Origin of the sequence: Brevibacillus sp. AF8 (assembly GCF_021270385.1) — a bacterium.
In the GTDB taxonomy this organism is placed as follows: domain Bacteria; phylum Bacillota; class Bacilli; order Brevibacillales; family Brevibacillaceae; genus Brevibacillus.
In genome coordinates this window covers 21929-40430 of sequence record NZ_JAGQDN010000036.1, presented here as the reverse complement: position 1 = coordinate 40430, position 18502 = coordinate 21929, and the positions used below count along the sequence as shown (strand labels likewise).

At 48.6% G+C, this 18502-nt stretch carries 17 protein-coding genes; 6 read left to right on the top strand and 11 right to left on the bottom strand.

Annotated elements, in window-relative coordinates; translation table 11 throughout:
- Together KB186_RS27840 and KB186_RS27835 are read left to right on the top strand one after the other, a co-directional pair.
- The coding region (locus KB186_RS27840) for a BclA C-terminal domain-containing protein (protein ID WP_483298229.1) at positions 1–2673 on the top strand (2673 nt) is incomplete at its 5' end.
- Positions 2674–2820: 147 nt separating this feature from the next.
- Entirely contained in the window at positions 2821–3963 is a 1143-nt protein-coding gene (locus tag KB186_RS27835; RefSeq protein ID WP_221868894.1) for a sensor histidine kinase, read from the top strand.
- A 92-nt stretch (positions 3964–4055) separates the two neighbouring features.
- Here the strand turns inward: KB186_RS27835 and KB186_RS27830 are convergent, their stop codons facing one another.
- From KB186_RS27830 to KB186_RS27800, 7 genes are all read right to left on the bottom strand, one after another.
- Positions 4056–5096, bottom strand: coding sequence for an acyltransferase family protein (locus KB186_RS27830; protein WP_232774816.1), 1041 nt, complete (start codon positions 5094–5096; stop codon positions 4056–4058).
- Positions 5097–5284: 188 nt separating this feature from the next.
- Positions 5285–5593, bottom strand: a complete 309-nt coding sequence (locus KB186_RS27825) for a hypothetical protein (RefSeq protein WP_106785682.1) — start codon at positions 5591–5593, stop codon at positions 5285–5287.
- Positions 5594–5677: 84 nt separating this feature from the next.
- The gene (locus KB186_RS27820) at positions 5678–5884 is read right to left on the bottom strand and encodes a cold-shock protein (RefSeq protein ID WP_173612474.1); all 207 of its coding nucleotides are present in this window, start codon (positions 5882–5884) and stop codon (positions 5678–5680) included.
- A 154-nt stretch (positions 5885–6038) separates the two neighbouring features.
- Positions 6039–8927 (bottom strand): ATP-binding protein, encoded by a 2889-nt coding sequence (locus tag KB186_RS27815; RefSeq protein ID WP_232774814.1) that lies wholly within the window; start codon positions 8925–8927, stop codon positions 6039–6041.
- Complete coding sequence (locus KB186_RS27810) at positions 8924–9286, bottom strand: response regulator transcription factor (protein WP_232774812.1); 363 nt, start codon at positions 9284–9286, stop codon at positions 8924–8926. The genes KB186_RS27815 and KB186_RS27810 overlap by 4 nt, the downstream gene beginning before the upstream one ends.
- 12 nt (positions 9287–9298) lie before the next feature.
- Positions 9299–10921, bottom strand: a complete 1623-nt coding sequence (locus KB186_RS27805; RefSeq protein ID WP_173612476.1) for a response regulator — start codon at positions 10919–10921, stop codon at positions 9299–9301.
- A 111-nt stretch (positions 10922–11032) separates the two neighbouring features.
- Positions 11033–11512 carry a hypothetical protein gene (locus KB186_RS27800; RefSeq protein WP_221868896.1) on the bottom strand — a complete coding sequence of 160 codons (480 nt, stop codon included), beginning with the start codon at positions 11510–11512 and terminating at the stop codon, positions 11033–11035.
- 77 nt (positions 11513–11589) lie between these two features.
- Here KB186_RS27800 and KB186_RS27795 point away from each other — a divergent pair, with 77 nt between their 5' ends.
- The gene (locus KB186_RS27795; protein ID WP_232774811.1) at positions 11590–11793 is read left to right on the top strand and encodes a YwbE family protein; all 204 of its coding nucleotides are present in this window, start codon (positions 11590–11592) and stop codon (positions 11791–11793) included.
- 54 nt (positions 11794–11847) lie between these two features.
- On the opposite strand, the gene KB186_RS27790 is transcribed toward KB186_RS27795, so the two are convergent.
- From KB186_RS27790 to KB186_RS27780, 3 genes are all read right to left on the bottom strand, one after another.
- Complete coding sequence (locus KB186_RS27790; RefSeq protein WP_173612479.1) at positions 11848–12273, bottom strand: NUDIX domain-containing protein; 426 nt, start codon at positions 12271–12273, stop codon at positions 11848–11850.
- Positions 12274–12387: 114 nt separating this feature from the next.
- Positions 12388–12945: a cysteine hydrolase family protein gene (locus KB186_RS27785; protein ID WP_221868897.1), complete on the bottom strand. Its 558-nt coding sequence runs from the start codon at positions 12943–12945 to the stop codon at positions 12388–12390.
- 215 nt (positions 12946–13160) lie between these two features.
- Positions 13161–13709 (bottom strand): GbsR/MarR family transcriptional regulator, encoded by a 549-nt coding sequence (locus tag KB186_RS27780; protein WP_173612481.1) that lies wholly within the window; start codon positions 13707–13709, stop codon positions 13161–13163.
- Between the two features lie 260 nt (positions 13710–13969).
- Here KB186_RS27780 and KB186_RS27775 point away from each other — a divergent pair, with 260 nt between their 5' ends.
- Genes KB186_RS27775 through KB186_RS27765 form a run of 3 tightly spaced genes read left to right on the top strand, consistent with a single transcriptional unit; the run spans position 13970 to position 16982 of the window.
- Positions 13970–15196, top strand: a complete 1227-nt coding sequence (locus KB186_RS27775; RefSeq protein ID WP_173612482.1) for a quaternary amine ABC transporter ATP-binding protein — start codon at positions 13970–13972, stop codon at positions 15194–15196.
- On the top strand, positions 15193–16038 hold the full coding sequence (locus KB186_RS27770) for an ABC transporter permease (protein WP_173612483.1): 846 nt from the start codon (positions 15193–15195) through the stop codon (positions 16036–16038). The genes KB186_RS27775 and KB186_RS27770 overlap by 4 nt, the downstream gene beginning before the upstream one ends.
- Before the next feature lie 17 nt (positions 16039–16055).
- Complete coding sequence (locus tag KB186_RS27765; protein ID WP_232774817.1) at positions 16056–16982, top strand: glycine betaine ABC transporter substrate-binding protein; 927 nt, start codon at positions 16056–16058, stop codon at positions 16980–16982.
- Between the two features lie 54 nt (positions 16983–17036).
- Here KB186_RS27765 and KB186_RS27760 read toward each other — a convergent pair whose 3' ends face one another.
- Positions 17037–18458, bottom strand: a complete 1422-nt coding sequence (locus tag KB186_RS27760) for a DUF1254 domain-containing protein (RefSeq protein WP_232774809.1) — start codon at positions 18456–18458, stop codon at positions 17037–17039.
- Positions 18459–18502 lie beyond the last annotated feature (44 nt).

The following is an 18502-nucleotide window of genomic DNA, read 5'->3' as shown; positions in this document are numbered from 1 at the left end:
GCGACAGGAACAACTGGAGCCACCGGAGTAACTGGGGCAACGGGAGAAACCGGAGTGACGGGTGTAACTGGAGTCACCGGAGTAACTGGGGCAACGGGAGAAACCGGAGTGACGGGTGTAACTGGAGTCACCGGAGTAACTGGGGCAACAGGAGAAACTGGAGCGGGAGGAGTGACAGGAACCACCGGAGCAACAGGAGATACCGGAGTGACTGGAGAAACCGGAGTGACGGGTGCAACAGGAGAAACCGGAGCGACCGGAGTAACTGGAGCAACAGGAGCAACAGGAGAAACCGGAGTAACTGGGGCAACTGGAGAAACCGGAGAAACCGGAGTAACTGGAGATACCGGAGCAACAGGAGAAACCGGAGTAACTGGAGCAACAGGAGCAACCGGAGTGACGGGTGCAACAGGAGATACCGGAACAACCGGAACAACCGGAGCAATCGGAGCAACTGGAACAACCGGAGCAACTGGAACCACCGGAGCAACTGGAACAACCGGAGCAACGGGAGAAACCGGAGCGACAGGAACAACCGGAGCAACAGGAGAAACCGGAGCGACAGGAACAACCGGAGCAACAGGAGAAACCGGAGTGACGGGTGCAACAGGAGATACCGGAACAACCGGAGCAACCGGAGCCACGGGAGAAACCGGAGCGACAGGAACAACTGGAGCCACCGGAGTGACGGGTGTAACTGGGGCAACAGGAGATACCGGAGTGACGGGTGTAACTGGAGTCACCGGAGTAACTGGAGAAACCGGAATAACTGGAGCAACAGGAGAAACTGGAGTAACTGGGGCAACGGGAGATACCGGAGTAACGGGTGTAACTGGAGCAACTGGTACCACGGGAGCAACCGGAGCAACCGGTACCACGGGAGCAACCGGAGCGACGGGTGCAACAGGAGAAACCGGAGCGACAGGAACAACAGGAACAACAGGAACAACAGGAACAACTGGAGCCACCGGAGAAACCGGAGTGACGGGTGTAACTGGAGCCACTGGAGAAACCGGAGTAGCTGGAGCGACTGGAGCAACCGGAACCACGGGAGCAAGTGGAGCAACCGGAGCAACAGGAGAAACCGGAGTAACGGGTGCAACAGGAGAAACTGGAGCAACTGGAGCAACAGGAGTAACCGGAGCAACCGGAGTAACCGGAGCAACCGGAGTAACCGGAGCAACAGGAGATACCGGAGTAACTGGGGCAACTGGAGAAACCGGAGTAACGGGTGTAACTGGAGCAACAGGAGATACCGGAGTAGCTGGAGCGACTGGAGCAACAGGAGTAACTGGAGCAACAGGAGATACCGGAGTAACTGGAGCAACAGGAGATACCGGAGTAACTGGGGCAACAGGAGAAGCTGGAGCAACAGGAGAAACCGGAGTGACGGGTGCAACAGGAGAAACCGGAGTGACGGGTGCAACCGGAGAAACTGGAGCGACAGGAACAACCGGAGTAACGGGTGTAACTGGAGTCACCGGAGTCACCGGAGTAACTGGGGCAACCGGAGATACCGGAGTGACTGGAGCAACTGGAGCAACTGGAGCAACCGGAGTAACTGGAGCAACTGGAGCAACTGGAGCAACTGGAGTAACTGGAGCAACTGGAGAAACCGGAGTAACTGGAGCCACCGGAGCAACCGGAGAAACCGGAGTGACGGGTGCAACAGGAGAAACCGGAGAAACCGGAGAAACCGGAGAAACCGGAGCGACGGGTGCAACAGGAGAAACCGGAGTAACGGGTGTAACTGGAGTAACTGGAGTCACCGGAGTAACTGGGGCAACCGGAGTAACAGGGGCAACGGGAGAAACTGGAGCGACAGGAACCACCGGAGCAATTGGAACAACCGGTACCACGGGAGTAACCGGAGCGACAGGAACAACAGGAACAACAGGAACAACAGGAACAACAGGAACAACAGGAACAACAGGAGTCACCGGAGCAACTGGAGCGACAGGAACAACAGGAGTAACTGGAGCAACGGGAACCACAGGAGCAACCGGAGTAACGGGAGAGACCGGAACAACGGGAACAATCGGAACAACCGGAGCGACGGGAGTAACTGGAACAACCGGATTGACAGGAGAGACCGGAGTCACAGGAGCAACGGGAACCACTGGAACTACTGGTGCTACGGGAGTCACCGGAGCTACTGGTGCAACCGGAACCACCGGAACCACCGGAGCGACAGGAGCCACTGGAGCCACTGGTGCAACCGGAGCCACTGGAGATACCGGCCCTACCGGAGCAACAGGTACGGTCTTCACCAACATCAACGCCTTCGGGGCCAATACCTCAGGATCTCTCATAGCAGTAGTCCTAGGAGGAACGAATATCCCTCTACCGAACAACCAGGTGTTAACAGGTGGCATTACGGTGAATGGCGCCAATACGGTGTTTACGGTTCCATCAGCAGGCAACTATTTAATTTCGTATTCCATTAACACAACTGCCGCGTTACTGGTTAGCTCAAGGATCTTGATAAATGGGACGCCATACACGCCGACGATCATCTCGCCAGCTATTTCACTTTCATCGTTCAATAATACCGTCATCGCTCCTCTCACCGCTGGAGCCACAATCACGCTGCAACTGTTTGGATTATTGGGAACAGCTACCCTCCTGACAGGGGCTGGTGCGACCCTGACGATTATAAAAATAAGTACGTAGTAGGCAAAAAGGAGCTACGATGACAAGTAGTTCCTTTTCCCTTGTTATTTCTTTTTGTTAAAGTAGTAAAAATATTTAGTTAATTAATGATGATGATAGTATAATAGCTTGGAAGGGGATTTGCCCTATTATTCGGAGTGGGGATAGATGCCGATGGATGACTTGGCAGTATATTTGGACGAGCACGAGGCAATGATCGTAAAAGAATTCAAGCGACGAATTGCCGTTTCGGACAGTGATCAATACAAGGGATTGATCCATCTGAATGGCCAAGCACTGTATCGTATGGTTATTGAATATTTTCGTTCGGAAATCACTCTTGAGGATATTAAAGAATTGGCTTACAAGGTCGCATATGAACGAAACCGGGCAGAGACCAACATTGGCGATTTTGTTTCCAACGTGTGCATGGGCCGGGAAATGGTTATCGATCTTCTCCAAAAAGGTCCGTTTACGCCTGCCACTTTAATGCCTGCCCTATTGAAAATAAACGAATGCTTTGATGTCTTTTTGGTACACGCTGTCTTCAAATACACCGACCTCAAAGACAACGATTTGGAAGAGAAGAAGCTATTTATCGAGCGTTCTCACAAAGACAGGCTCACGATTCTGGGGCAAATGGCGTCCAGCTTCGTCCATGAATTCCGAAATCCGCTTACTTCCATTATGGGATTCTCTCGTTTGTTAAAAGAAGATTACCCGAATCTCCCTTACGTAGAAATTATTGAAAATGAGCTGCGGCAATTGAATTACCGGGTTTCGCAGTTTTTGCTGGTCTCGAAAAAGGGAGCGGTCTATAAGCAAATGGAGGTTTTTAGCGTTTGGGAGTTGTTTGATGAGATTCTGTCCTTCCTCTATCCGAATATCGTTGACGTGAATGTGGATATCCAATGCAGTATCGATCCTACCTTTCAACTAAAAGGCTACAAGGATGAGATGAAGCAGGTGTTTATCAACATCATTTCGAATGCGCTGGATGCGTTACATAAAAAAACAGGCGATAAGGAGATCATCATTGACGTGTCCCAAACGCCTGACAGTTCCTTGATTACCGTTTCCAACAATGGATTGCCAATTCCACCTGACCTGCTCTCGGTTATTTTTGAACCGTTTTTCACGACGAAGGAGCTCGGTACTGGAATTGGCTTATATGTCTGCAAAGAAATCATTGAGCGGCACGGAGGAAAGATTACATGCGAGTCTACTGATCAGCAGACGAAATTTTCCATGCAATTCAGGCCCTGCGACATATGTACGAGTGGCTCGATGTCGATGAGCCATCATATCTAATGCACAAAAAACGACCTATCCATGAAGCCACGCTCGATAACAGACGTGCATCATGAATAGGTCATTTTTTTTGTGAAAAAGGACGTGACTACTTATTTGCCAGTGGAAAGCTGCCTGCTTGTTTGTCGTATGGTTTTGGAGATACGCTCCAGCTTGTTGACCAGCCAGACCAGCATGAGTGCCAACAGACAACTGCAGCCGATAATCAGGAGCAAGTACAACAGCGAGTACCACGTGTTTTCAAACAGCCAAGCGACCTCGCCGTATTTCGCAAACAAATAATCTTTGAACATGATCAAAAAAGCAGAGTGGAACAAGAAAATAAAATACGTCAGCCCTTTTCGAAACTTGATGTGCAAACGATCGACGCGTTCCAAAAAGAAGACCATGAGCACGAGAAACGACAAAAGCGTAGCGAAGACAAAAGTCAAATGCACAGCCACATACAGCTTGTTTGAGACAACAAAAAACAGCGCAGCCGCAGTGGAAACACCCGTCATCAGCGTCAGGATCGAGCGGTTGTTTCGCAAAAAGGAAAGGATCGATTCACGGTACCAATACAACATATGCCCCATGTACAGGGTAAAAATCCAGCTCGGGAGCATATGACGCGTAGTGAGCCCGAACCAGCCCTGATGGATGTAGTTGATGTAGACGTATTGAATACCGAGCAGAATCCAAATAGCATACAAAATGTTGCGCCTCGTGATCACACGTCGAAACAGATAGGCAAAAACGTAATACTGACAAATCATAAACACAAAGTACAGATGGTCACCCGTTTTGCCTAATATAATGTTCGTAAAGTCCTGGGCAGTATAAGGCATCCCTTTTTTCAACAAGTAATGATACAGGACACCAGATACTAAATAGGGAACAAAAATATACAGAAGCTTCCCTGAAAAAAACTCGCGAGCAGTAGGGCTCTTGGCTTCAAAAGAATAAGCAGTCAAATAACCGGTGGCGATCGTCAACAGGACAGTGCCGTAGCGACTGATCTGATTGAGGGCCACGATCCAAAACGGATCGGTAAAAGAAAGTGCAGAAGCCGTGAAATGACCGACTACAACGAGAAAACTTGAGAAGAGCTGGATGTAAAACAGAGATTTCAAGATTTTTGAATCTGTATACATTTCGATATTCTCCATTTCATCGTTTGTCGGCTGACGTTGTCGCTCAAACAATAACCTGTGAATGGATTTATGATAATAAAGTTTTCTTTGATTCGTATTTGGACAGAGGAGGGGAATTCTGGAAAGAATAAAAAGAAAGAAAGCCACACCCGCGTGTGTAGCTGTCGCACGAGTATGGCTTTCATACATTATTTCGGATTCTTTTTCATTTCATTGATGGTTTCATTGACCACAAACGCCAAATCGTCATTGCCAAACAGCGACAATACACCAAGGAGAGTCGCATCAGGAATGTCCTCTGCTTCTTCTTTTGGTACGGTATTGTCCAGCATTTGAGCGAGTAACGCATTTTCCCCTTGAGCGGGATAAGCGCGGCGGTATAATTCGCGTGCGTCTAAACCGTGATTCACACACCATTGGGCAAAAACGAGAATCATCATGCCCTCGTCGCGCTGGTAGGCTTGAATCACTTGATCTTCCATTTCTTTTCGGTTCATGGGCATACTCCTCTAACATTCGTACGTCATGAGCTTATTGTAGAGAAGAGGAAGAGTACCCGCAAGAAAAAAGAAAAGAAGGGCTTACGAGTTCCGTTTGCTGCTGTGATTGGTTAGGACCGGTAGCATGCGCGTGTCCTTTACCATACTGGAATGGCAAAAGGGGCAGTTCGGGCTCTTATCAAAGGAAAAGTTATCTCTCATCCAGCACGTACAGCCCTCGTTACTGCACGTCCATACATCTGTTTCCTCTTCTTCGATTGGAACGACTGCTTTTTTTGAGAAATACACATGAACTCCTCCTTTGCAGGGCAAAAGTGCACAAAGTAACCTCTATTAATGTGTGATGGAAAGCGCATGAATATACCAAGATTTTCTTTGGTAGAAGGTAAAAAAAAAGAGGCCGCGCTTTCATCGTCGCAGCCTCTTTTGCCCATGGCCATCTTTACTGTTCGTCAGGAATGAAGATCTGTCCTGTGGCTTCTTGATTCGTGATAGCCAGCAAAATCGCTTTAGACAAGGTATCTGGATGATAAGGCTTGATCAGATAACCAGTTGCCCCCAGATCAAATGCCTTTTTCTTTTCCTCAAAAGCACTGGAGATCACGATCGGAATGGTTCGTAAATCCGGGTTGTTGCGTATCTCCTCAATGACCTTCCAACCACTCTCGCCATCCTTCAAGTTTAGGTCAAGCACGACAGCATCCGGTCGCAGCTCCTCGATTGCTGCTACGGCCTCAGACGCCGTAGAGAAGGAATTGACGCTGAATCCAGAGCATGTTAACTCATGACGCAGCAGCTCGGTTAAGTTCAAATCGTCCTCGACGATCACAACGTTTCCTTTGCATTGACCAGTTGGAGAAACTGCCTCCTCACTTCCCGCTGGATAGCCGGGGGACAAAGCGTGCTCAGTCAATGGAAGAGTAACCGTAAATGTACTACCCTTGCCCGATTCGGACGTAACGGAAACTTCTCCATGGTGCATATGGACGATCTCCTGAACAATGGCGAGACCCAATCCAGTACCGCCAATCTCGCGACGATCCGAGTTATCTACGCGATAAAATTTGGTGAACAGGTGAGGGATGGCTTCGGAAGGAATGCCGAGCCCGTCATCCTGGACCTCCACGAGCAAGCGATTGCCATCTTGTCGACAACCCACCCGGATATGACCACCATGCGGGGAGTATTTGACGGCATTACTGATCAGATTCAAAAATACTTGATGCAACTTGGCTTGGTCTCCATAAACAACGGTTTGCTCCGTTTGCAAATCGAGTTCAAACCGATGGAGAGGGGACTGGACTCGATGAAGTTCGAAAATATCCCGAATCACTTGATCAATGGCAACATTCTCTAGCTCATAAGTCTGTCTGCCGGATTCCATGCGTTGCAAATCCAAGAAATCGTTGATTAGTGCAGTCAAGCGAGTAGCTTCTTGATAAATGGTCGCTATGTATCGCTGTTGACGTTCGGGCTTGAGCTTTTTCGTTAACAGCAGCTCCGCAAAGCCAAGTACGCTGGCGAGAGGAGTACGCAGCTCATGGCTGACCGTACTGACGAATTCCGATTTCATTTGGTCGATCTCGTATTCCTTGGTGAAGTCACGGTAAACGAGCAAGGTACTCCATTTCTCTTGATTCCGGTACAGTGGCTCTGCATAGAGCTGAATATAGCGTACTTGCGGTCCGGTCATCTGAAACACAATACTGCCTGAAGGAATGGCACCTTCGTCTAAAACGACAGATCTGACATATTGAATCAGCCGATCAGGCTCAGAGGTTCGACTCTGTAGATGGGAAAGGAACTGTTCCAAGTCAAACCCTTGCGAAGCGAGCTGATGGTCGTAACACAAGAGCTCACAAAAATTCCAGTTCACCTGAAGTGTTTCTCCACTCAGATCAATAAGCTGAATGCCTTCTTGAACAGAATCGAGCATATCCTGCGTCATTTTACGTTGCCGTTCTGTCTCCTCGTACATCGCGAGCTTGTCGAGTGCCAAGGAAATCTGCTTGGCTATTCCGATGATGACTTGTAGCTCCTGATTCGTGAATTTTCGACCGATCCGGGAGATGATGATACATGCAACGATTGTCTGCTGAGCATCTAATACTGGGAGGTAAAGCTCAAATGTTTGTGACATTTCCTCCGTGTAGCCGCGCTCAGCGTCAGTACTTTCGCGCATCAGGACATATGGCAGGCCCGTTTCCCTGATTCGCACGAATGGACCATCATCCAATCCTTTGCGCAATTGCTCCAGACCGTTCTGGGAAACGCCAAAGCTAGCTGCGTCCCTGTCAGTGTTCAACATGACGACGACACCTTTATCGGCATCCATGACTTCAGTTATATTGCGAATGATACTGGACAGCAGCTCATCTTTATCCAGCGTATTCGACAAAGAGAGGATGAAACGGTTTTTCTTTTCCAAGTACCGTTCGTTTTCCTCCATCTTGCCCAATGCTTCTTGTAACTCTTCTTGCTGCATCATCAGTTCATCCTGCTGGGCTTGCAGCTCTTCGTTTTGCGCCATGAGCACTTCTTCTTTGGCTTGAATTTGCCTGATCAAATAGTCGAGGGAGCGGGAGAGTCTACCAATTTCGTCAATCCTGTTCAAATCCTGCAAAAGAGGTGTACCGCCATTAGCGAACTGTTCAGCATTTTGGGATAGACGAACCAACGGCCTGCCGATATCCCGCGTAGTTTGAATGGTGACTACTATCATGATCACCAGCACCATCAGCGAGTACACGAGAAACCAGGTGCTTAGCTGTGACAACTCTTCGAACAGTAGTTGGTTTTTCGTATACAAAAGCTGATCGTGCTCTTCCTGATACCGCCCGGCGTATTTAAGCAGGTTGTTTACTTCCTGATTCACGCCACTGGCCGAAGCTTTTCGCAGGGATTCAAAGTCTCCGTTCTTTGCATAACTCGAAAAAGTAGGAAACACATTGGCAAAAAAGTTCGTGAAGAAAGATTCGATCGAAGCGACAAGCGCTTTCTCCTCATCATTGAGCGGGAGCTTCTTAAATTCATCCAGCGCTTGTTCCAGCTTCTTTTTTTCAACAAATAGCTCATTGTATTCAGATGGGCTCAAAAAAGCGTAATAACCCCTTGCGCGAAAAAAGATCTGGTTCGTGTGCTCAGCGATGTCTGCGACCAAATTTTGTTTTTCCTTGGTATTGTATATCTCCGTCTGATAATGGGTTAATGCGTTGCTATTCAAATCTTGAACGATGCCAGCGCCCGCAATCAGAAGTAACAGAAAAAGAAGCATCATCGCTATGAAGCGACGTGTGATGCTTTTTCTGATAAACGCCAAGAACCCCGTCATGCGAGCATTTCCTCCACTTTCCGCACAAGATCCATCGGACTAAAGGGCTTCGGCATGAAGTCATCAGCACCAGCTGCACGCATTTTCTCCTGTTCGGCATGTTGACTTTTTGCCGAGAGGATCAGGACCTTGACTGCCTTTTTATCGTCCATCTGTTTGAGCTGCTGCAATACTTCAAAGCCTGTCAGCCTTGGCATCATATAATCTAAAATAATCAAGTCGTACTCATTTTGGCCGATTTTTTGCAGAGCTTCCTCTCCATCGCAAGCGATGTCGAGCTCGTGTCCCTCGTCTTCGAGCGTGTCGCCAATTAACATGCGTAACACGGCTTCGTCTTCGGCCAGCATAATGGTTGCCATCTAGCTACCTCCTTACAACATTCGCTTAACCAGTCGTGTGATGCGAGCATCCAGTTCGCGCGTACGAAATGGCTTGGTCATATAGTCGTCAGCACCGAGCTGAAGGGCACGGACTATGTCTTGCTCTTCCGTACGGCCTGTTAGCATGATCACCGTATATTTCTTGGCATTCGGCAAATTCCGGATTTTCTTTAGAACCTCGAGGCCATCCATCTGTGGCATCATCCCGTCTAAAATGACGAGATAAGGCTCTTGTCCCTGATGCCAAGAGGAGTCAAAGAAAGCTGCTCCTTCTTCGAAAGTCTGGATGTCGACGTGCATCCAACCGTCAAAACAGGTTTGGATGGAATCGGCAAGCATCACGCGAATCATCGGATCGTCATCGATAATCGCGACCTTCAGTTTTACCTTAGGGGGATCATGCGTCTCTGTGATTTGAGCGGTTTCTATCCGGCGCCGCCCCGCATTTTTGGCCGCATACAAAGCAGTGTCTGCAGCTTCTACCCAATACGTATGCGGTTTATGAGGATCATCTACTTGTACGATTCCACCGGAAAAGCTCAAAGAAAACGTTCCTCCAGAAGCCTCAAACGTAAGCGAACAAAAAGCAGAGAGCATCTGCTCCAGGCGCATCTTTCCTGTCTCTACAGTCGTACGTGGCATCAGCAGGATGAATTCCTCTCCGCCGTACCGGAATATTACATCATGTTTTTCCGCGCTCTGCCCAATGAAAGCAGCAAAACGAGTCAGAACCTCGTCTCCAATCAGATGACCGTATGTATCATTGACCCCTTTGAAAAAATCGATATCTAAAAATGCCAGAGAGAAGGGGGTGTTGGTTCGCTGGGCATCAGAAAGAAGCCGTTGGTACGTATCAACAAAAGAATTCCGATTGTTGACACCCGTGAGCTCGTCCAAAAACAAGATGCTGTTCATCCAGCGCTTCCGGCGAAGCTGGCGTTCGAGGCGTACGACCAACTCTTCCATATCAAGCGGTTTGCTCATGACGTCATCTGCGCCCAAACGATAGGCATTCAGACGGGTCTCCCGTTCGCAATCAATGCTGATGATGGTCGTAGGCACGTATTGCTTCTTAATTTTTTCGCTAATCGTCTGCATCACTTGGAAGCCGCCCGTTTCCGGGATGTTCAAATCCAGAATGAAGCAGTCAGGGTTCATGTCGTGAAAATAGTCGAGAGCCTTATGAGGATAGACCGTTGCGATGACAGACCAATTGTGGTTTTCTAAATATTCCTTTAGATACATCAGCAGGGTGACGTCATCATCCAGGATGAGGACCAAAGGCTGTTGCTCACAAGGGGATTCCAGTTGGAGAGTGGAGTTCTCGATAAAAACTTCCTGTTCCGGCTGCTGTTCGTAACACAAGCTGATCAACTCTTGCAAAAACAATCGCCATTCACCGAGCGACCAATCCTTGGCAGGCATGTCATCCATTTGACCCAGAAGGAGTTGAGACAGATCAGATAGGTCGTTCAATCCAATCGTCCCCGCAGTTCCCTTCAACGAATGGAGAAATCGATAAAGATCATCATGAGGGACGGGAACCTCCTGGTCGTACCACGTCTCAATCTGTTTATGGATATTTGCAAGAAGCGTTTCTCTGTACTTGATCATGAAGTATCGCCTCCCTGTGTTGGGATGGCGCAAGCAGTCGGATCGCCTGCGCCGATTTGATCAAAACGTCTACGATTTGGTATGGTACATGTAGCAGGGAGGAGGAAAGGCTTATTGTTGTAGGGAAAATCCTTCTTCAATCAGATACTGCTCCGCTTCTACGTACGATTCAAAGGAAGCTTCCAGATTCATTCCGTGGTATACGTTCCACAGCGCGTCTTCCTGTTGCAACAAGAGCGTGCGGTTTTGCTTGTCAACCCATGTTTGCTCCAATTGTTCAGCTGAACTGGTAGCTTTTGGAGCTGGTTCACGTTTCACAGAGAGGGATTGGATTGAAGCCTCCACTACCTTGCGCAGCTCGTCCGCCGAGAAATCACGGATGTTGACATAGCCCTTGTCGTCTTTTTGGTAGCCCTTCAAAAACGCGGCAAACACAAACCCGTTGCCGTTCGGATGCAGATGATAGACCACCGTCTTTTTGTCATGAAGGCTTTCCTCATAATGAAAATTAACCCGTTTCAGGGAGACGTCATTCCGAGTCAGTTGTGGAAAAGATTCAATAATCGCTAGTTTTTCTTCAAAAGTAAGCATGGATTCCTCCGGTGAGATGGATTTGTTTGTCGATTATATCATAGCGGGACATAGAACGAAAAAAGGAGAAGGGAAAAATGAACGGAAAAAATCGAAAAGATATCGCAGCGGGGCTTGAAGTCGAGATTGTATTGAAGCAGGACCAACGCACAGGCAAGCGCACCAGCGGGATCGTTAAGGATATCTTGACGAACTCCAGTACTCATCCACATGGAATCAAGGTTCGTTTGACGGATGGACAGGTTGGGAGAGTGCAAGAGATCATCCGAAAAGGGGAATAAAATCTTCTTCAGAAAAAACGGACAGGCCACAGGGGCAACTGTCCGTTTTGCTTTTTATGAACGGTTCCGGTTTTGCAAATGCTCAATAGCTGGTACGGCGAAGCAAGCCAGATTCGACGGAAGGGCATCGAACGAAAACCAGCGCATGTCTCCAATCGCCCCGCCTTCCTCTAAATTGCGTGCTTCTCCACTCAGGATCGTGACCTCGTAAATGACTGAAACCCAATGCTCGGCACTTTCCGGGCGGATGGTTTCTGCGGTACAAAGCAGAGCCTTTACCTCGACATCGAGATTGACTTCTTCTTTGATTTCCCGGATGACACTCGTCTCTAGCTGTTCATAGGGATCAACTTTTCCCCCGGGAATACTCCACGTATTCTTTTCTGGATCTCTGTTTCGTAAAACCAGCAAAATCTCATTCTTGTCGTTTAGGATGACAGCTCCTACTCCCAATCTTGGTATAGCGATAGTCGTCGACATGGTTTCTCCTTTAATTAGGCTGATTCATTTCTTTCATTATAGCAAGGCCCAATCGCAAGCAGAACAAAACAAGAAACCGCCTGAATAGACGGTTTCGAGAAATTCAGCAAAATATTAGCGGTAAGTATCATGGGTAGGGGCGAAGACATCTTCCGTAGATTCCCGCACCAAAATAAATGGCTCAATATTTCCCAATCCATGCAAGCAAGTATTGTGATGGGCGATGATTTGTTCTGCTGACAATACCTTATTGTCCGATGTAGAATGCCCATCTTTGACGAGTGTTACATCATAGCCGAGTGTCGTCGCTTTGCGGCAGGCGCTGTCGATACAAAACTCGGTTTTGCATCCCATGATGACTAGGTGGTTAATCCCGAGTGCTTGTAGCTTTTCGTGCAGGTCTGTTCCGTGAAACGAGTCTGTCGCTAGTTTTTGAATCACTGTTTCTGATGGCAGAGGTGCGATCTCAGGGTGGATGGCAAAGTCGTCTGAACCGACTCCTCCGACATCGGCATCCTGAACGTACAGCACAGGAATATCCTTGCTATAGGCATCCTCTCTTACTTTTTTCAATGTTTGGACAAGTGTAGCCGGCTGAAAAACAGGACCAAATTGCCCTTCGATAATACCAACCTGCGCATCAATAATCAGTAGAGCTGTTTTTCGAATCAATCCATTTCCTCCTAGGTGAAAGGGGGTTAGTGTTTGCGTTCCCCTTTTTGGTTATTTCGTACACGCACAGCTTTATAAGAACGTTGATTTCTGTCCTTTTTCATAACTGACCACTCCTTTCATCGTAGAAGAGTAATGAAACTATTCTGGATAATTGTACCACAAAAAAACTCATTCCTATTGCAAGGAACGAGTCTTTTTCAATTGCGAACGTCTTATGATTCATTTTCCTTTTTCGGTACAAACTGAAAGATATCATGTGATTCGAAGGAGTCGATCAAACGGGACAGCCACAGATAATACTCCAACCCATTTTCAATGCGCTTGATACTGAGCTCCACACGCTCGCTGACTTCTTCCGAAAGCTCTTCTGATTGCTGAAGAGCGCGAAGCTCCAGGAGCGACTTTTTCAAGGCGTGTACATTATGTTCGCAGGCGTGTCGCCACTTCACGGAAAAGAGGTCGATGAAATTCTGGTACCAGTCCAGATTGACCTCGTAATGATCTTTCCGCGTCCCTTTTTTCCATATCTTTTCTACCATATTTAATTCCATCAATGTGCGGACGCCGGTGCTCATGCTGGTTTTGCTCATGCCCAGTGCTTCGCCCATCTCATCGAGTGTCATTGACTTGTCCTGAAAGAGCAATGTGCCATACAGCAGTCCCGTTGACATGGTGATTCCATACAGATCCATGTTGCGAGCGAGCGTTTCAATCACGCGTTCCTGAGCTTTTTCGAGGATTTTTTCCTGATTGGTATCCATTTTGAAAAAAGCAGCTCCTCTAGTCTTAGTAACCTGACTAGAATTGTACGTCTCCAAAAGAAAAAAGTAAATGGAGATGTTGTACAGTATATACGTGATAAACTGAGAATACAGGAAGTAAAGTACGTAAAGTTTTTTCTGAACGCTGAAAATGACGGATTATCATGCCTCACCCAGTTTGAGGTAAAAAAATTGGCTGGTTACAATTGTAAGGGTAAAGAACAGTCCGGATGCCGGGCGTAATAGTTGGAGGTGACCATATGCCCAAGATCAAAGTAGAGAATTTGACCAAAATCTTTGGACGCCAACCCCAACGCGCATTGTCCCAGGTGAAGCAGGGGAAGACCAAGCAAGAAATCTTGAAGGAAACGGGTCTTACCCTTGGGGTGAATCAAGCGAGTTTTGAGGTGCATGCAGGCGAAATTTTCGTCATCATGGGGCTTTCGGGAAGCGGGAAGTCGACCTTGGTTCGATTGTTGAACCGGTTGATTGAACCAACAGAAGGCAAAATCCTGATTGACGGTACGGATATCGTCAGTATGAACACCGAGCAGTTACAGGACGTAAGAAGAAAGAAGCTGGGCATGGTATTTCAAAAGTTCGCCTTGTTCCCGCACAGGACAGTACTTGAAAATGCGGAGTACGGTCTTGAGATTCAAGGGATGCCAAAAGCCGAGCGTGAGGCAAAAGCGAAAAAGTCACTCGCACTCGTCGGGCTCGGCGGTTGGGAAGCAAGCTACCCGGATCAGCTGAGTGGCGGGATGCAGCAGCGTGTGGGTCTCGCTCGTGCACTCGCGAATGAACCTGATGTGTTGTTGATGGATGAGGCGTTCAGTGCCTTGGACCCGTTAATTCGCAAGGACATGCAGGATGAGCTGTTGGAACTGCAGAGCACCATGCAGAAGACCATTATTTTCATTACGCATGATCTGGACGAAGCATTGAAGATCGGGGATCGAATCGCTCTGATGAAAGACGGTGCGATCGTGCAGATCGGCTCGCCGGAAGAAATCATGACCAATCCGGCAAACGAATACGTAGAACGCTTCGTAGAGGATGTGGATCGTTCCAAGGTGTTGTCCGCTGAAAAAGTCATGAAGCGAGCGGAGACGATCACACTGGACAGAGGGCCTCGCGTCGCACTGCAAATGATGCGTGAGCGCGGTGTATCAAGTCTGTACGTAGTGGATAAACGAAAAACATTGCTGGGTGTGCTAACGGCAGACGCGGTAAACGGAGCCAAGGAAGCAGGACAGTCGCTGGAATCCGTACTGCGAACAGAGGTACCGACTGTCGGACCGCAGACACTGCTCAATGAGATGTTTGACCTTGTTGCGTTTTCAGATATTCCTGTGGCGGTTACCGGGGAACAAAATCGTCTGTTGGGCGTGATTGTAAAAGGTGCCGTCCTGGGTGGATTGGCTGGAAAAGTAAATCAACAAGTTCCGGAGGCAACGAATGAAGAGGGGCAGGTGAATCCATCATGAGTCAAAACCAACTATTTCCGAAGCTGCCGCTCGACAGTTGGGTAGAGGCAATTGTAGATGGACTGGAAGAGAATTTGGGCTTCTTGTTCGACTTCATATCAGCTGGAATCGGTGGAACCGTTGACTTGTTTTCATGGATTCTAACAGGAATCCCGTTTTGGGTCTTGATCATTTTGTTTACGCTGCTGGCGTATCGCGCTGGCAAAGTGGCAATTGCTCTTTTTACCTTCATTGGACTTCTTCTGATTCAGAATTTGGGTTATTGGGAGCACTCAATGGAAACGCTTGCGCTGGTATTGACGGCAGGGTTGATCTCGGTGATTATCGGGATTCCGGTCGGTGTCTGGTGCGCGAAGAATGATTCTGTGCAAAAGGTCGTCACACCGCTGCTTGATTTCATGCAGACGATGCCGGCGTTTGTGTACTTGATTCCTGCCATCTTTTTCTTCGGACTCGGTAAAGTACCGGGGGTTATCGCTTCTGTCATTTTTGCGATGCCACCGACAATCCGTCTGACCAACCTGGGAATTCGTCAAGTTCCTGCCGATCTGATCGAGGCTTCTGAAGCGTTCGGTTCTACCTACTGGCAAAAGCTGACGAAGGTACAACTGCCGATTGCCAAGACGACAATGATGGCCGGGATTAACCAGAGCATTATGCTCGCGCTGTCCATGGTCGTGATTGCCTCCATGATTGGGGCGAAAGGCTTGGGGGCGGACGTGTATCGTGCCGTAACGCAGATCAAGATCGGTGAAGGTTTTGAGGCGGGGCTGGCCATCGTTATTTTGGCGATTCTGCTGGATCGACTCACGCAAAGTGTTGGAAAAAGAAAAAACGCGTAGGAGGGGTTTTCATGAAAATGAAAAAAGGTGCCTTGAAAGGGCTGGCAGTCGCACTCGGACTCAGTATGGTGATGGCAGGATGTTCAAACGCGGGAACACCGCAGGGAAATCAGCCTGCCGAGGGCAATACGGGTACGTCTGCACCAAATAGCGTTGGAGCACAAGTGAATCATAAAATTATCGGAATCGATCCTGGCGCTGGTCTGATGAAAGCGACGGAAAAAGCCATGAAAGACTACGATCTGAAAGATTGGGAACTGGTGGAGGGTTCCAGCGCAGCGATGACGGCAGCTCTGACACAAGCCTACAAAGACAAAAAGCCAATTATTGTAACTGGTTGGACACCGCACTGGATGTTCTCTAAGTTCGAAATGAAATACCTCGACGACCCGAAAGGCGTCTTCGGGAAGGATGAACAAATTCATACCATCGTGCGCAAAGGACTGAAAGAGGAACACCCAAGCGCGCATGCGTTCCTCGACAAGTTTTCATGGACACCTGCGGACATGGAAAAAGTGATGCTCGATATTGAGAGCGGCAAAAAGCCGGAAGAGGCAGCAGCCGAATGGGTGAAAAATAATGAGGCTACCGTCAACAAGTGGGTAGAAGGCATCCAGCCAGCAGAAGGCAAAAAATTGACGCTCGCCTATGTCGCGTGGGATTCTGAGATCGCCAGTACGAATGTGGTGAAGACGGTCCTGGAGCAAAAGTTGAAATACAAGGTGGAAATGAGCCAAGTAGAAGCTGGACCAATGTGGGTCGGTGTATCGAACGGCGATGTGGATGGAATGGTAGCAGCTTGGCTGCCAACGACGCACGCAGACTACATGGAAAAGCTGGGGAAAGACGTAGAGGACCTCGGTCCGAACCTGCAAGGAACCAAGTTGGGATTGGCTGTTCCAACCTACATGGAGATCAACTCCATTGAAGATTTGAAGAAGTAACAGACTCAATATAGTAGGCACCGCTCACGATGGGGCGGTGCCTTTTGCGTTCTGTTACGGTATTGGGTTGCTTTCCATGACAGCGGGCCAAGCGTGCTGATTGTCTAGCGTTGCAGGCTCCGGTGCAAATATCCGCAAAACGAGATTGAACTCTCCTTCCGGGAGAGGGAGCCAGTTGCCTTCCTTGCCTTTGGGCGGTTGCTGTTGCAAATACAGGTCAAGGGAACCATCCGGATTGTACGCAAGCGTTCCTGTATTGCTGCGAACCGATGCGCGATCAGCCGCTGTTTTGGCTAAAAACAACTGGTTGTCATAGACGTTGATCGACCAGAAAGCAGACGTCTTGGGAAGCTGTTCCTTTGTAAAATGCAACGTGTAGCTTTTGGCTCCCGTAAGTGGTTTTCCGGAGCCATCTGTCAATGCGCGATAATAAGCTTCCTCGCTCGGCACATTGGCCCCTATGCCGGAATAGGCGATAAAAGAACGAGCGAGAAACTGGTTTCCATATGTGCCGATGGGGGAAAAGGAGCCCCATCCATTACGGAAGGTGGCGTAACCGGGAAAGCCATTTTGTACAATAGACGGTGTATCCCGCAAGGCACGCTGTAGGCCGGCAAGTTTGGCTGGACCGAGTGCGGAAGGATCAAAGCCTTTTTGGACATCGATCCCGACTTGAGCAAATTGATCGAGCAAGACGCGATCACATTCGGGCGGAGGATTGCTCTGGAGCCATTTCGTCATGACTTGAAAAAAAGAAAGGGACGATAACACATCTGGGGGAAGCGTTTCGGGAACATGTGCCGTTTGCAATTTTGGGTGGACAGGGGCAATCGCAATTTGTTTTTCGAACGAGACAGCCTGCGGCAAATCAGCTTCACCCTTTACCTCGACACGACCAATTAGCCAGACGGTATTCGTAGGGGCGTAGATCACAGGTATATGGGCAGGGGTAGGCCCTTTCCATTGTGGGCTTGCAATGATATATTGCCCGGCCTGCTGCTTGGTGGAACGATTGGAGACATTGCGAAACGTATTCGTGTACGCATCCAGCATTTGCACGGTATAGTAGCGGTTTTGCGGATTGGCAGGGACAGTCAAACGGACGGGCGTCTCCGACAAATCCAGCCACGCGCTCATATACAATGTATCGGAGTTCGGCGTCACAATATCCCGATAAGCTGGGGAAGCGAGTGTGTCCGCATAGTAAAACTGGTTGATCGGAGCACGACTTTTAACCATGGCTTCCATCGTTTTGGCGGACATCACTAATGGATAGCCGTAGATGTATGCTTGAATGCCAAGCGAATAGGCTAGCCTTTCCTGCGATTGAAGAAACGACTTCGATTGGAGGAGAGGTGACTGTTGAACAGATGGAGGGTTTGCTGTCTCTTTTGCATAGGACAGGCCGGACAGGTGAAGCATCATGCAAAGCAGGGAAAGCATCAGTGTCAGGCGCTTTTTCAATAATGGAAGCATAAAGCCCTCCTCATTACCAGAAATGGGGTTCGCACTGGTAGTTT